This window comes from Mesorhizobium loti CJ3sym (assembly GCF_000472785.1).
In the GTDB taxonomy this organism is placed as follows: Bacteria; Pseudomonadota; Alphaproteobacteria; order Rhizobiales; family Rhizobiaceae; genus Mesorhizobium; species Mesorhizobium loti_E.
Genome location: NZ_AXAL01000008.1, coordinates 175,172 through 187,267, shown reverse-complemented (window position 1 = coordinate 187,267; position 12,096 = coordinate 175,172). Strand labels below are relative to the sequence as shown.

The following is a 12,096-nucleotide window of genomic DNA, read 5'->3' as shown; positions in this document are numbered from 1 at the left end:
TGATATCGATAACGTATGGCCATGCAGCCTTCGCCAAAACGCCCGACCATGGCCGATGTCGCGCGTCGCGCCAACGTCTCGACGATGACCGTGTCGCGCGCCTTCAAACGCGATACCTCCATCAGCGCAGACACGCGCGACCGTATCATACGGGCTGCGGACGAACTCGGCTATGTCTTCGACAGCATTGCGGCGAACCTGTCATCACGCCGGTCGGGTTTCGTCGCGGTGACGATACCCTCGATCAACAACGCCAATTTCGCCGACACGGTGCGCGGCATGACCGAGGGCCTGCGTGACAGCGGGCTGGAGATCCTGCTCGGCTTCACCGACTACAATGTCGAGGAAGAAGAGCGTCTGGTCGGCCAGCTGCTGCGGCGGCGGCCGGAGGCGATCATTGTTACCGGCGGACGGCATACGCCGCGCTGCCGCAAGATGCTCGAGAATGCCGGCGTCCCGGTGGTGGAGACCTGGGACCTGCCGGACGATCCGATCGGTCACGTTGTCGGCTTCTCCAATGCCGAGGCCGGACGGCTGATGGTCGACCATTTCGTCGCACGTGGCTATTCGAGGCTCGGCTTCATCGGCGGTGACACATCGCGCGACACGCGTGGCCTCGATCGCCGGCGCGGCTTCGTCGCGGCACTGCAGGAACGCGGCCTCGATGGGTCGCGCATCATTGCCTCCGGCGTGCCGCCGATATCGATGCGCGAGGGTGCCACCGCCATGGTCGAGATGATTTCGCGCTGGCCGGACACGCAGGCGGTGATGTGCGTGTCGGATCTTTCCGCGTTCGGTGCGCTTATGGAATGCCTGCGGCGCGGCATCCGAGTCCCCGAGGAGGTCGCGATCGCCGGCTTTGGCGCTTATGACCTCGCCGAGCAGTCGGTGCCGTCGATCACCACGATCGATGTCGAGGCGCACGAGATCGGAATCCGTGTCGCCGACCTCGTACTCGACCTGCTCAACGGGCGCCGGGCGCCTGACGACCGGGTGGTCGTCGGCATGACGCCAAAGGTGATCGCGCGTCATACGGCCTGAGCCTTGGCGAAACAGAACGGCCGGCGGGTTGACCGCCGGCCGTTGACCGTCCTGCCCGCTGGCAGAGGTACTCGTCGGCGCCTATTTGCCCCAGATCTTCTTGTACTGGTCGCGGTAGCCGTTGCCCGGATCGAACCGGTTGTCCGGCCCGCCGTCGAATTCGACATTGTCCGACGTCACAACATGCAGCGGCGAAATGTAGCCCGACCATTTCTCGCCGGCCATGGCGCGGTTGAGTTCATCGACGAGCTGCCAGCCTTGCAGGTTCAGCGGTTCGGCAACGGTCACCTTCTGGAACTGGCCGGAGCGGATGCGCTGGTAGGCCGATTCGGAACCGTCGCCCGCCGCCACGTTGATCGGCGCGTCGGTGCCCGACTTTCCTGCCGCCGCCAGTGACGGTCCCATGAAGTCGAAATAGAGATCGTTGATCGCCAATGAGTGAGTCCACTGGTCGCCGTATTTCTGCAGCAGCGACGTCGTGAGCTGCGGCATGCGCTGCGAGGTTTCGGCGATCGGGGTGTCGACATATTCGAGCACTTTGCCGCCGAGATCCTCGATTTCCTTCTTCATGCGGTCGGCCTTGGCGATGGCGATCTGGTAGGTCGAGTCGGTGAAGATGATGACACCGGGCTTGCCCTTGGCGTCGACAAAAGCCCAGTCGGCGGCAGCCTTCGACACTTCCATCGGATCGGTCGAGACGTTGGCGACGATGCCGAGATCATCGATCGGGCCAACCGTCGGCGCGGCATGCCATGCCGCCATCGGAATCTTGGCCGCCCTGGCCTGCTCCATCGCCGGCTTCTGCTCCACGGCATCGAAGCCGTTGATGATAATGCCGTCGGGATTGAGCGCCAGCGCCTGGCCGAAGGCCGCGGTGCGGCCGCCGATGGAGCCGGCGCCGTCAAGCGTCTTGACAGTCCAGCCAAGTGCTGCCGCCGCTTCCTCGACGCCCTTGGTGACGCCGAGGATGCCGCCGTTCTTCATATCGGCGCCGAGCACCACGATCGTCTTGCCGGCCGCGCCCTTCGGTCCGGTCGTCGGGCCATCCCATTTGTCGACCTTGCTGGCATATTTGTCGACCACCGCCTTGGCGTCGGCCATCGGGTCGGCCAGCGCGTTCGAGGCAATGCCAAGCGCCAGGCAGGCGACGCCGAGCTGAAGGACTGTTCTGCGATGCATGTTTCTTCTCCCATTAAGCATTGTCGTTTGTCTTTGTTGGTTGGTGGGCAACTGGTTGATTGGCGGATGCCTGGGGCGGCACGACAGCGCCCCGGCGCCGCTGCGCGTAGCCGGCAATGCCGATCGCGACGAGCAGGGTGACGCCATTGAATAGCGGCTCGACCCAGAACGAGCCGCCGAATTGCTGGATGCCGGAAATGCCGGCGGCGAGGATGACGACGCCGATGATCGTGCCCCAGACATTGACCCGACCGGGTTTGATGGTGGTCGACCCCAGGAAGGCACCGACCAGCGCCGGCAGGAGATATTCGAGGCCGACGCTGGCTTGGCCGATGCGAAGCTTCGAGGCAAGCAGCACACCACCCAGCGCCGTCAGCGCGCCGGAGGCGACGAAGGCGCCCATGACGAATTTCTGCACCGGTATGCCATTGAGCGCGGCGGCCTTGGGATTGGCGCCGATGGCGTAGAGGTAGCGGCCAATCGGCATGTATTCGAGCACAAGCCACATCACCAGCGCCAGGACGATGACGTAGTAGCCGGTGATAGGCAGGCCGAACAGCATCGTGCCGTTGAGGGCAAGGAAGCCTTCGGGAAGCACGCCGACGACCTGCCGGCCGCCCGTGTACCACATGGCCAAAGCATAGAGCACGGTTCCGGTGCCGAGCGTGGCGATGAAGGAATCGATGCGCGCCACCTCGACCAGCAGGCCGTTGATGAAGCCGGTGACGACGCCGAGCAGCAAGACGATCAACACCGCGATCGGCCAGGGGATGCCGAAGGCGGTCTGCAGGCTGATGGCCAGGATATGCCACAGCACGATGCCGTAGCCAACCGTCAGGTCGATGCGGCCCGAAGCCATGGGGATCATCGCCGCCAGCGACAGCAAGGCGATGATCGCCTTGTCGGAGACGATTGAACGCAAATTGAGCAGCGTCGGGAAGGTACGCGGCAGGAGCAGCGAGAACAGCAGGATCAGCAGCAGCGTCAAGATCGGCAGGCCATAGACCGGCAGGTAGCGCGCCGCCTTCTGGCCAAAGCTCAGCCCTGACAGTTCCGAGCGGGTCGGCTCCAGCGCCGTCGATTTGATCGAGTTCATGGATACTCCTCAGGCGGCTTCGGACACGGAGGCGGCATGGATAAGCGCCGCCGTCGTCAAGGCATCGCCGGCCAGTTCGCGCACGATGCGGTTGTGCGAGAAGACGAGCGCGCGATGGCAGATATGCGCTACTTCCTCGAAATCGGTGGAAACGACGACGACCGCCAGCCCGGCTTCGACAGCTGCCGCGATCAGCCGGTAGATTTCGGCCTTGGCACCGACATCGACGCCCGCGGTCGGGTCCTCTGCGATCAGCAGCTTGCGGCCCGTCGCCAGCCAGCGGCCGACGACCACCTTCTGCTGATTGCCGCCGGAAAGCGCCTCGATCGGCAGATGCGGGTCGTTCGGCCTCAGACCCAGCCGCGCGCCGAGATGCTGCGTCAGCTCGCTCTCCCGCGCCGGCGTCATGAACGAGAAAAGCCCGCGGCCGACCGCCGACGGGTTGAGATACATGTTTTCGCGCACGGACAGCGACAGCGCCACCGACTCCTCGGTGCGGTCGCGCGCAATCAAGCCGACGCCGGCGGCAAGAGCTGCACCGACCGAGGACAGGTCGAGGCGTTTGCCGTCGAGCGAGACATTGCCGTCGAAAGGCTCGGCGCCGAACAGCGCGCGGCCGACGGCCTCCTGTCCAGCGCCACGCAGGCCAACCAGTCCCAGAAGTTCGCCGGACCGCGCCTCGAAGTGAACCGGTCCGACACTGCCGCAGCGCAAATCCTCGACTTTCAGCCGCTCGGATCCGTCCTGCCAGCGCGACTTGGCGAACATCTGGTGCGCCGGGCGGCCGACGATGAGATCGACCAGTTCCTGCGGCGTCGTCTCGGCGACGGGCTTGACCGCCACCATGCGGCCGTCCCGCATCACGGCGACCCGGTCGGCGATGCGGAACACTTCATCCAGGCGATGCGAGACATAGATCATGCCGACGCCGCGCTCGCGCAACGGTCGTAGCGCCTGGAACAGGCGTTCGACCTCATCCGCGGGCAGGCTTGCCGTCGGCTCGTCGAGCACCAGCACGTCGGCTTCGGTAGCGAGCGCGCGGGCAATGGCGACCAGCGATTTCTCAGTGCGAGACAGATCCTGGACGCGGGTGGCCGGATCGAAGGCGCAGCCGACCAGGGCCAGGGCGCTCTCGGCACGACGCTCGGTGTCGCGCCAGTCGATGAGGCCCGAGCGGCGCGAGAAGCCTTGCGCCATGCCGACATTCTCGGCCACCGTCATCCATTCGATGAGGCCGAGATCCTGATGGATGAAGGCGACCTTCTGCGGCTGGTTCGGGCGCGGCGGGCGGTGGTGGTAGTCCTCGCCGCGAAACCGGATTGTTCCCTGGTCGCGCTTGTAGATGCCCGCGAGCGTCTTGATGAGAGTCGATTTGCCGGCGCCGTTCTCGCCCAGCAGCGCCACGATCTCGCCCTCGTGGATGTCGAGCGAGACCGACTTCAACGCCAGGGTGCCCCCGAAGCGCTTGGAGATGTCGATGAATTCTATGAGCTTGGGCCGCATCTTTTTGGCCTCCTCCAAGCCAAACAACCGGACTGAACCGCGACCAATGTTATCGCTAACATTTTTGCAGGTCAAGTCTTGAAAATGGCTAGCCGCGAAGGCTAACGATAGGCCGGTTTCATGGAGGACAAGGCATGTTCGGAGACATAGAGGGTGCAGGCTTCGAGGTTCTCGATGAGCGTTTCGAGAGCTGTTTCGTCGGCCATGTGGCGGTCGAGCGGCTGTGGACGGGCGGGCGCTGGCTGGAGGGACCGGCTTGGTTCGCGGCCGGGCGGTACCTGGTTTTCTCAGACATCCCGAGCGACCGTATCATGCGATACGACGACACCAATGGAATGGTCTCGGTCTTCCGCGCGCCGTCCAGCAATGCCAACGGCAACACAGTCGACACGGAAGGCCGGCTGATCACCTGCGAGCACCGGGCGCGGCGCGTCACGCGTACCGAGCATGACGGATCGATCACGGTGATCGCCGACCGCTTCGAGGGCAAGCGTCTGAATTCGCCCAACGACGTGGTGGTGCGCTCGGACGGCACGGTGTGGTTTTCCGATCCGCCCTACGGCATCGCGACGGACTATGAGGGCGACCGCGCCGAGCAGGAGATCGAGGGCTGCCACGTCTACCGCGCCGACCCGGCAACGGGCGAAGTGACACGCGTCGTCTTGACGATGGCGAAGCCCAACGGCCTCGCCTTTTCGCCGGACGAGACCATCCTCTATGTCGGCGACACCGGTGTCACACACCAGAAGGACGGGCCGCGACACATCCGCAAGTTCGCCGTCGAGGGCGCCTCACTGAAAGAACTCGGCGTCTTCGCCTCTTGCACCGCCGGCCTGTTCGACGGGTTCAGGGTGGATATGTCAGGCCGCGTATGGGCGGGTGCCGGAGACGGCGTCCATTGCTTCGATCCTGACGGCACGCTGATCGGCAAGATCCGCATTCCGGAGACGGTGGCGAACCTGACGTTCGGCGGCCCGAAGCGCAACCGCCTGTTCATCACGGCACGGCAGTCGCTCTATTCGGTCTTCGTCGTGGCGAATGCCGCGGGGCGGGGGTAAACCTGCCTGCCCTGCCAGGCCGGCTTTTCGAACCAAAAACTCAGCTGTTGCGCGTCGCGACAAATGTGGCGGCTTGCTTCAGCAGCGCTGCATGGTCGCCATAGGGTTCGAGCAGCGCGTGTGCCTGGTCAACAAGGCCATGCAGCTGGCTGCGCGCCCAATTCGCACCGTGCAGCGCCACCAGCGTTCCCTTGCCGGCGGCGGCGTCCTTGCCGGTCGCCTTGCCCATCTGGCTGGCGTCGGCCGTGAGATCGAGCAGGTCGTCGGCAAGCTGGAAGGCGAGGCCGATCGCCGAGCCGAATTCAGCCAGTCTCTCGCGGTCTTCGGACGAAGCGCCGGCGATGATGGCGCCGGCTTCGCAGGCGAAACGGATCAGCGCGCCGGTCTTCATCGCCTGCAGCCTTATGATGCCGGCCTCGTCGGGCGGTGTCTGTTCGGCTTCGAGGTCGAGCTTCTGGCCACCGACCATGCCGCCGGCGCCGGCGGCGCGGGTAAGCGCCAGCACCAATGCCACGCGCCGCTCGGCCGGCAGCATGGTTGCCTCGCCGGCGATGATGTCGAAGGCCAGCGTCAGCAAGGCGTCGCCGGCCAGGATGGCTGTCGCTTCGTCGAAGGCCTTATGCACGGTCGGCTGGCCGCGGCGCAGATCGTCGTCGTCCATCGCCGGCAAATCGTCATGGATCAGCGAATAGCAATGCACGCATTCGAGCGCGGCCGCCACACGCAGTGCCGCTTCGCCATCGGCGGAAAACAAGGCAGCGCTTTCCATGACCAGAAACGGGCGCAGGCGCTTGCCGCCATTCAGCACACCGTGGCGCATCGCCGCCATCAGTCGTTCGGGCCGCACGATCTCGCCCGAAAGCGGGCGATGGTCGAGCAACCGCCGCAGCAGCACCTCGACGGCCGCCGCCCGCCTGATAAGCGCCATTTCGAACGCCATTTCGTCGTCATTCGTCATGGCCGGGAGCGGTAGCCGACACTCAGACGTTGCGCAAGAAGGCAAGCGCCATTATGCCGGAGCAGGCAGATGTACGGGTTGGGCGGCTTGGCGGAACCGATCGTCGATCATGAAACCGAAAAGCTGGACATGGCGACGAGATCGCGAGGCGTGAACCGCCGCGGTCTCAGGCGCTGGGTCCGGCGCGGCATTGTCGTGGCCGCAGTGCTGGCGCTTATCCCGGCGGTGCTGACCTTCCTTTACCTGCCGTCCTTCGTGCATCCGGTGTCGACGCTGATGCTGAAGGACCTGGCGACCTTCTCCGGCTATGACCGGCGCTGGGTGTCGATCGATGATGTCGCGCCGGTACTGGCCCATTCCGTCATCATGTCGGAGGATGGGCAGTTCTGCTTCCACCGCGGCGTCGATGTCGGCGAATTGCGCGGCGTGGTCGACGATGCGCTGGCCGGCGAGGCGACACGCGGCGCCTCGACCATCACCATGCAGACGGTGAAGAACCTGTTCCTGTGGTCGCGGCCGCTGGGCTCGGTTCGCAAGGTCGTCGAACTGCCGCTGGCGGTCTATTTCGACGCCGTGATGTCGAAACGCCGCATCATGGAGATCTATCTCAACATCGCCGAATGGGGGCCGGGCATCTACGGCATCGAGGCCGCGGCACAGCATCATTTCGGCATTTCGGCAAAACAGCTGTCACGGCGGCAGGCGGCATTGCTCGCCGTCACCTTGCCCAATCCGATCGCCCGCAATCCTGCCAAACCCGGCCCAGGCTTGAGAAGGCTTGCCAATCTGATCGAGCGCAGAGCCGGCCGCTCAGGCGCCTATGTCGGCTGTCTCGACTAGCCGGTACAAAAAAGATTCACCGCAGTGCTGGCCAAAACCGCATCAGGCGTGTATAGGCACCCGACTTTCTCAGATTTAGGCCCCGACATGGCCCTTTCACGAGGGCGGGCGGGGCTTTTGACCATGTAGTGGAGCACATCCATGGCCGTTCCAAAACGCAAAACCTCTCCGTCCAAGCGCGGCATGCGCCGCTCGGCCGACGCCCTCAAGGCCCCGACCTATGTCGAGGACAAGAACTCCGGCGAAATGCGCCGCCCGCACCACATCGACCTGAAGACCGGCATGTATCGCGGTCGCCAGGTGCTGACCCCCAAGGAAAGCTGAGACCAGCTTTTTCCAGGGTTGAGTTGCCAAGGACCGGCCTTTGGCCGGTCTTTTTGCGTTTGGCGGGCTAATCACCGGAGCCGAAGCTTACATCGCCCTTCTCGGCCATCGCGGGCAGCCGGCTGACATGGTTGTTGCATCCGGTCTTCGAGCGTGTTGGCGGCTTTGCACGAAAAATCTTGACGGCGTGCCTGTGGCGCATTCTACAGAAGGTGCCCCTATATGGAGACGCCAGATGTTCGGTGCCGTCCCGCTCTTGATCGTGCCTTTCATTCTCTACAATCTTGGCCTGCTCGGAATTTTCGGCGGCGGCGATGATCCATGGGCGAGTGAGATCTTCTCGTTCCACATGATGTCGGGCGGGGTGTTCTCGATGACGCTCGGCGACCTGCTGGTGCTGATCGGACTGATCTTCCTGTTCCTCGAAATGGTGAAGTCGGCGCGCACGACCAGCGCCTCGATCATGGATCATCTTCTGTCGACGCTGGTCTTCGTCGCTTTCCTGGTCGAGTTCCTGCTCGTCAAGGGCGCCGCGCATTCCATCTTCTTCACGCTGATGATCATCGCGCTGTTCGATGTGCTGGCCGGATTCGCGGTGTCGATGCGGTCGGCGAGCCGGGATATCAACCTGAACTAACGATCGGCTCAGACGTTTTGACTTGCCGCTTTCACTAGCAGATCGCATCCCTTGGCGATTGGCGAAACACGCCCATCGCGTAGTCATCCTATGGCGATGCAAGGAGCGAAGCGACGCGGCGCAGACCCCTGGAGCTGCTCCGCAGCCCAAGGGATCCATGCCGCGACATCAGAGCGTTGCTTCAGTGCAGGATTGTGCGCCGCTGCAATCTTCGGCAAGCGTCGCGGCATGGATCCTCGGGTCTCCGCGACGGAGCTTCGCTCCTGCTTCGCCCGTGGATGACGAAGTTCCCTGGCCTCAGCCTGGATCGGCGGTGAAGCCGGCGGCCTCGATGCCGGCGACGGCGGCTGCCTCGTCATTGTCCGATGTGTCGCCTGAAATGCCGACGGCGCCGATGATGGTGCCGGCCTTGTCGCGGATCAGCACGCCGCCGACCACCGGCAGCACGCGTCCACCCGACACGTCGGAAATGCCGGCGACCAGGTGCGGGCGCTCCTTGGCGAAGGCCTCGACCTTGCGCGAGCCCATGCCAATGGCCAGCGCGCCATAGGCCTTGCCGGCCGACATTTGCGGACGCAGGAACGAGGCGCCGTCCTGGCGCTGGAAAGCGACCAGATGGCCGCCGGCGTCAAGCACCGAGACGCCGAGCGGCTTGAGCTTGAGATCGGCCCCCTTGGTGAAGGCGGCATCGATGATTTGCCTGGCTGTTTCGAGCGACAGTGCGGTCATGACAATCTCCTGTTGAAAGGGATAATCATCGGCCGCCGGGCGGCCGATGCAATCCCGGTTTCGATTGAAATTGCTTCGCGTGAGAAGGCGGGATGAGGCTTATTCGGATCGCGCCGAGAACGCGGCAATGCGCTGCTGCAATCAACTCTCACCAGATCAAGGGCGATGACGAAACTGGCGGATATCAGCGCGCTATTTTTTCTTGGCGCGGGCCGGCTTCTTGGCGGGCACCGCCGGCACGTTGGCAAGGTCTTCGGCTTCCTTGGCGAGCCGCAGGGCCCTCAGCTTGTCGGTCTTGGCCTTGCGGGCGTCGCTCTCGGCGACATATTCCGCCATTGCTTTCTGGCGGACCGTTGCGGCCTCTTCCTGCTTCTTGAAGCGCTGATCGGCGCGCGCGCGGGCACTATCCCTAGAGTTCTCAACCAAGACATTATCCAATCGCTTGAATTGTGATTTTCCGTCTCTTCTAGCAGAGCGGACCCCTTAACGGGAAAATAAGTTGATCAGGCGGCCGGGCTGGCGCTGAGAGCCTTGCTGGCGACCACGGCCTGATAGGCGGCCTGGAGCGTCGCGCGGACAGAAAGACCGGACGCCGTATCGAGCGGCGTACCAAGATGCTCATGGCGCAATTCGTCCATGAATTTCTCCCACATGGGCGGTCCGCCCTTTTCCAGGAGCTCGGCGCGGATCGAGAGTTCCTCGCTGGTCGGCAGCCAGACCCGGCCCCAGGCGCCGAGATGGGCCAGGATCGGCACCAGCGTGATGGCCATCTCGGTCAGGCTGTAGATCGCCTTCTGCTTGTGCGAGGGGTCGTCAGCCTTGGTCAGCATGCCGAGTTGCATCAGACGCTTCAGCCGGTCGGCGAGGATGTTGGAGGCAATGCCCTCCATCGATCCGTTGAGCAGCTCGCGAAAATGGCGCTTACCGCCGAAAATCATGTCGCGAAGGATAATCAGGCTCCAGCGGTCGCCGAACACTTCCAGCGACAGATTGATCGGGCAGCCGGACCGTCGATCGAGGCTCATTCGATTCTCCCCACGAAACCAGTTGCATTATCGTATCAGTTTTATTATGGTGCAACCGATTGCAAAATGCAATCAGATGAGGAGGCCGCGATGACCACGATCGACCGTCCCGAGATCATATCCGAAGCCTTTGGCGATCCGGCGGATCCCGCGCTGTTGCTGATCATGGGGGCGATGGCCTCGATGCTGTGGTGGCCAGATGCGCTTTGCCGGAAGCTCTCGGGCGCCGGTCTGTACGTGATCCGTTACGACAATCGCGATACCGGCCGCTCGACCAAATATCCGCCGGGCCAGCCGCCCTACACATTCGACGACATGGCCGATGATGCGATCGGTGTCCTCGATAGCCACGGCATCGGCAAGGCCCATGTCGCCGGCATGTCGATGGGCGGCATGATCGCGCAACGCGTGGCACTCAAGCATCCGTCCCGTGTCGCGTCGCTGACCGTGATCAGCAGCTCACCGATGGGGATGGACACCTCGCATCTGCCGCAGACGACCGATGCCTATACCAAGCATTCGGCCGAGGGCGCTGATGTCGACTGGTCGGACCGCCGCCAAGTGATCGATTTCATGGTGAGAGATACGCGGGCAATCGCTGGCATCGCGCATCCATTCGACGAGGCCGGGATGCGCGTCTTCATCGAACTGGATTACGACCGCTCCCGCGGCTTCCTGAGCGCAACCAATCATTTCATGCTCAAGGGCGGCAATGCGTGGAAGGGCCGCCTGCCGGAGATGGCGGCGCCGCTGCTGGTCATTCACGGCACGGCGGACCCGATCTTTCCGGTCGAGCACGGAGAAACATTGGCCGAGACGGTCGCCGGTGCAAAACTGCTTCGCATCGAGGGTGGCGGCCACGAACTGCACCCGCAGGACTGGCCGGCGATATCAGCCGCCATCGTCGCGCATATCGAATCCCATTGAGCTTTGAGCGGGGCAGACTTGACGATCAAGGTCCGTCGCAATAGTTAAGTAAATGCTTCAGTGTTGACTAAGCGGGTGCACAGCCCGCCATCGATGAACCAGAAAACAAACGAGCAAGATATGTCCCTGACGCTGCATTTCCATCCGCTGGCCTCCTTCTGTTGGAAGCCGCTGATCGCACTGTATGAAAACGCCACGGCCTTCAACCGGGTCATTGTCGATCTTGGCGACGAGCAGTCGCGCGCGGCGTTCCTGAAAATTTCGCCGACCGGCAAGATGCCGGCACTGCGCGACGATGCGCGCGACCGCACGGTGCTGGAATCGACCATCGTCGTCGAATATCTCGACGCGTATTATCGCGGGCCGGTCCAACTCGTTCCCGCCGACATCGACCGCGCACTTGCCGTCCGCCAGGCCGACCGCTTCTATGATTTTTATGTGCAGGAGCCGATGCAGAAGATCGTCGGCGATCGGTTGCGGCCGCAGGACAAGACCGATCCGTTCGGCGTCGAGCAGGCGCGCGGCCAATTGCGCACTTCCTACGCCATCATCGAAGAGGACATGCAGTCGAAGATCTGGGCGATGGGCGAGAGCTTCACCATGGCCGACTGCGCGGCGTCCCCGGCGCTGTTCTATGCCAACAAGGTCGAGCCGTTCGGTGACAAGTACCCGGCCGTGAAACGCTATCATGACCGCTTGCTGCAGCGCCCTGCCTTCGCCAGGGTGATCGAGGAGGCGCAGCCCTACTTCAAGTTCTTCCCCTACAACAACGGCTGATC

General features: G+C 63.5%; 14 protein-coding genes. 7 read left to right on the top strand and 7 right to left on the bottom strand.

All coding sequences use genetic code 11. The features are described from left to right. Positions 1–21: 21 nt before the first annotated feature. A complete protein-coding gene (locus tag A3A9_RS0112815) occupies positions 22–1,041 on the top strand; it encodes a LacI family DNA-binding transcriptional regulator (RefSeq protein WP_027059137.1) in 1,020 nt (339 codons plus the stop codon). A gap of 81 nt (positions 1,042–1,122) precedes the next feature. Here the strand turns inward: A3A9_RS0112815 and A3A9_RS0112810 are convergent, their stop codons facing one another. From A3A9_RS0112810 to A3A9_RS0112800, 3 genes are read right to left on the bottom strand one after another with little or no spacing between them, the layout of a single operon-like run. After that, positions 1,123–2,220 (bottom strand): ABC transporter substrate-binding protein, encoded by a 1,098-nt coding sequence (locus A3A9_RS0112810; RefSeq protein ID WP_027059136.1) that lies wholly within the window; start codon positions 2,218–2,220, stop codon positions 1,123–1,125. A gap of 13 nt (positions 2,221–2,233) precedes the next feature. After that, the gene (locus A3A9_RS38700; RefSeq protein ID WP_033838522.1) at positions 2,234–3,316 is read right to left on the bottom strand and encodes an ABC transporter permease; all 1,083 of its coding nucleotides are present in this window, start codon (positions 3,314–3,316) and stop codon (positions 2,234–2,236) included. A 9-nt stretch (positions 3,317–3,325) separates the two neighbouring features. After that, positions 3,326–4,819 carry a sugar ABC transporter ATP-binding protein gene (locus A3A9_RS0112800; protein ID WP_027059135.1) on the bottom strand — a complete coding sequence of 498 codons (1,494 nt, stop codon included), beginning with the start codon at positions 4,817–4,819 and terminating at the stop codon, positions 3,326–3,328. Between the two features lie 134 nt (positions 4,820–4,953). Between A3A9_RS0112800 and A3A9_RS0112795 the strand changes: the two genes are divergently transcribed. After that, entirely contained in the window at positions 4,954–5,877 is a 924-nt protein-coding gene (locus tag A3A9_RS0112795; RefSeq protein WP_027059134.1) for an SMP-30/gluconolactonase/LRE family protein, read from the top strand. Between the two features lie 40 nt (positions 5,878–5,917). Here A3A9_RS0112795 and A3A9_RS0112790 read toward each other — a convergent pair whose 3' ends face one another. Further along, positions 5,918–6,835: a polyprenyl synthetase family protein gene (locus tag A3A9_RS0112790; RefSeq protein ID WP_051370880.1), complete on the bottom strand. Its 918-nt coding sequence runs from the start codon at positions 6,833–6,835 to the stop codon at positions 5,918–5,920. 78 nt (positions 6,836–6,913) lie between these two features. Here A3A9_RS0112790 and A3A9_RS0112785 point away from each other — a divergent pair, with 78 nt between their 5' ends. The 3 genes from A3A9_RS0112785 to A3A9_RS0112770 all read left to right on the top strand — a co-directional run bounded on the left by A3A9_RS0112785 (position 6,914) and on the right by A3A9_RS0112770 (position 8,636). After that, positions 6,914–7,675 carry a biosynthetic peptidoglycan transglycosylase gene (locus A3A9_RS0112785; protein ID WP_027059132.1) on the top strand — a complete coding sequence of 254 codons (762 nt, stop codon included), beginning with the start codon at positions 6,914–6,916 and terminating at the stop codon, positions 7,673–7,675. Positions 7,676–7,816: 141 nt separating this feature from the next. Continuing rightward, positions 7,817–7,999: a 50S ribosomal protein L32 gene (rpmF, locus tag A3A9_RS0112780; protein ID WP_008834724.1), complete on the top strand. Its 183-nt coding sequence runs from the start codon at positions 7,817–7,819 to the stop codon at positions 7,997–7,999. A 235-nt stretch (positions 8,000–8,234) separates the two neighbouring features. Further along, positions 8,235–8,636 (top strand): hypothetical protein, encoded by a 402-nt coding sequence (locus A3A9_RS0112770; protein ID WP_027031530.1) that lies wholly within the window; start codon positions 8,235–8,237, stop codon positions 8,634–8,636. Between the two features lie 297 nt (positions 8,637–8,933). Here the strand turns inward: A3A9_RS0112770 and A3A9_RS0112765 are convergent, their stop codons facing one another. The 3 genes from A3A9_RS0112765 to A3A9_RS0112755 all read right to left on the bottom strand — a co-directional run bounded on the left by A3A9_RS0112765 (position 8,934) and on the right by A3A9_RS0112755 (position 10,390). Continuing rightward, the gene (locus tag A3A9_RS0112765) at positions 8,934–9,365 is read right to left on the bottom strand and encodes a GlcG/HbpS family heme-binding protein (protein WP_027059131.1); all 432 of its coding nucleotides are present in this window, start codon (positions 9,363–9,365) and stop codon (positions 8,934–8,936) included. 192 nt (positions 9,366–9,557) lie between these two features. Further along, a complete protein-coding gene (locus A3A9_RS0112760; protein WP_027059130.1) occupies positions 9,558–9,791 on the bottom strand; it encodes a hypothetical protein in 234 nt (77 codons plus the stop codon). 77 nt (positions 9,792–9,868) lie between these two features. Continuing rightward, positions 9,869–10,390: a winged helix-turn-helix transcriptional regulator gene (locus tag A3A9_RS0112755; RefSeq protein WP_027059129.1), complete on the bottom strand. Its 522-nt coding sequence runs from the start codon at positions 10,388–10,390 to the stop codon at positions 9,869–9,871. A 90-nt stretch (positions 10,391–10,480) separates the two neighbouring features. Here A3A9_RS0112755 and A3A9_RS0112750 point away from each other — a divergent pair, with 90 nt between their 5' ends. Then, positions 10,481–11,317, top strand: coding sequence for an alpha/beta fold hydrolase (locus tag A3A9_RS0112750; protein ID WP_027059128.1), 837 nt, complete (start codon positions 10,481–10,483; stop codon positions 11,315–11,317). Positions 11,318–11,437: 120 nt separating this feature from the next. Continuing rightward, on the top strand, positions 11,438–12,094 hold the full coding sequence (locus tag A3A9_RS0112745) for a glutathione S-transferase family protein (protein WP_027059127.1): 657 nt from the start codon (positions 11,438–11,440) through the stop codon (positions 12,092–12,094). Positions 12,095–12,096 lie beyond the last annotated feature (2 nt).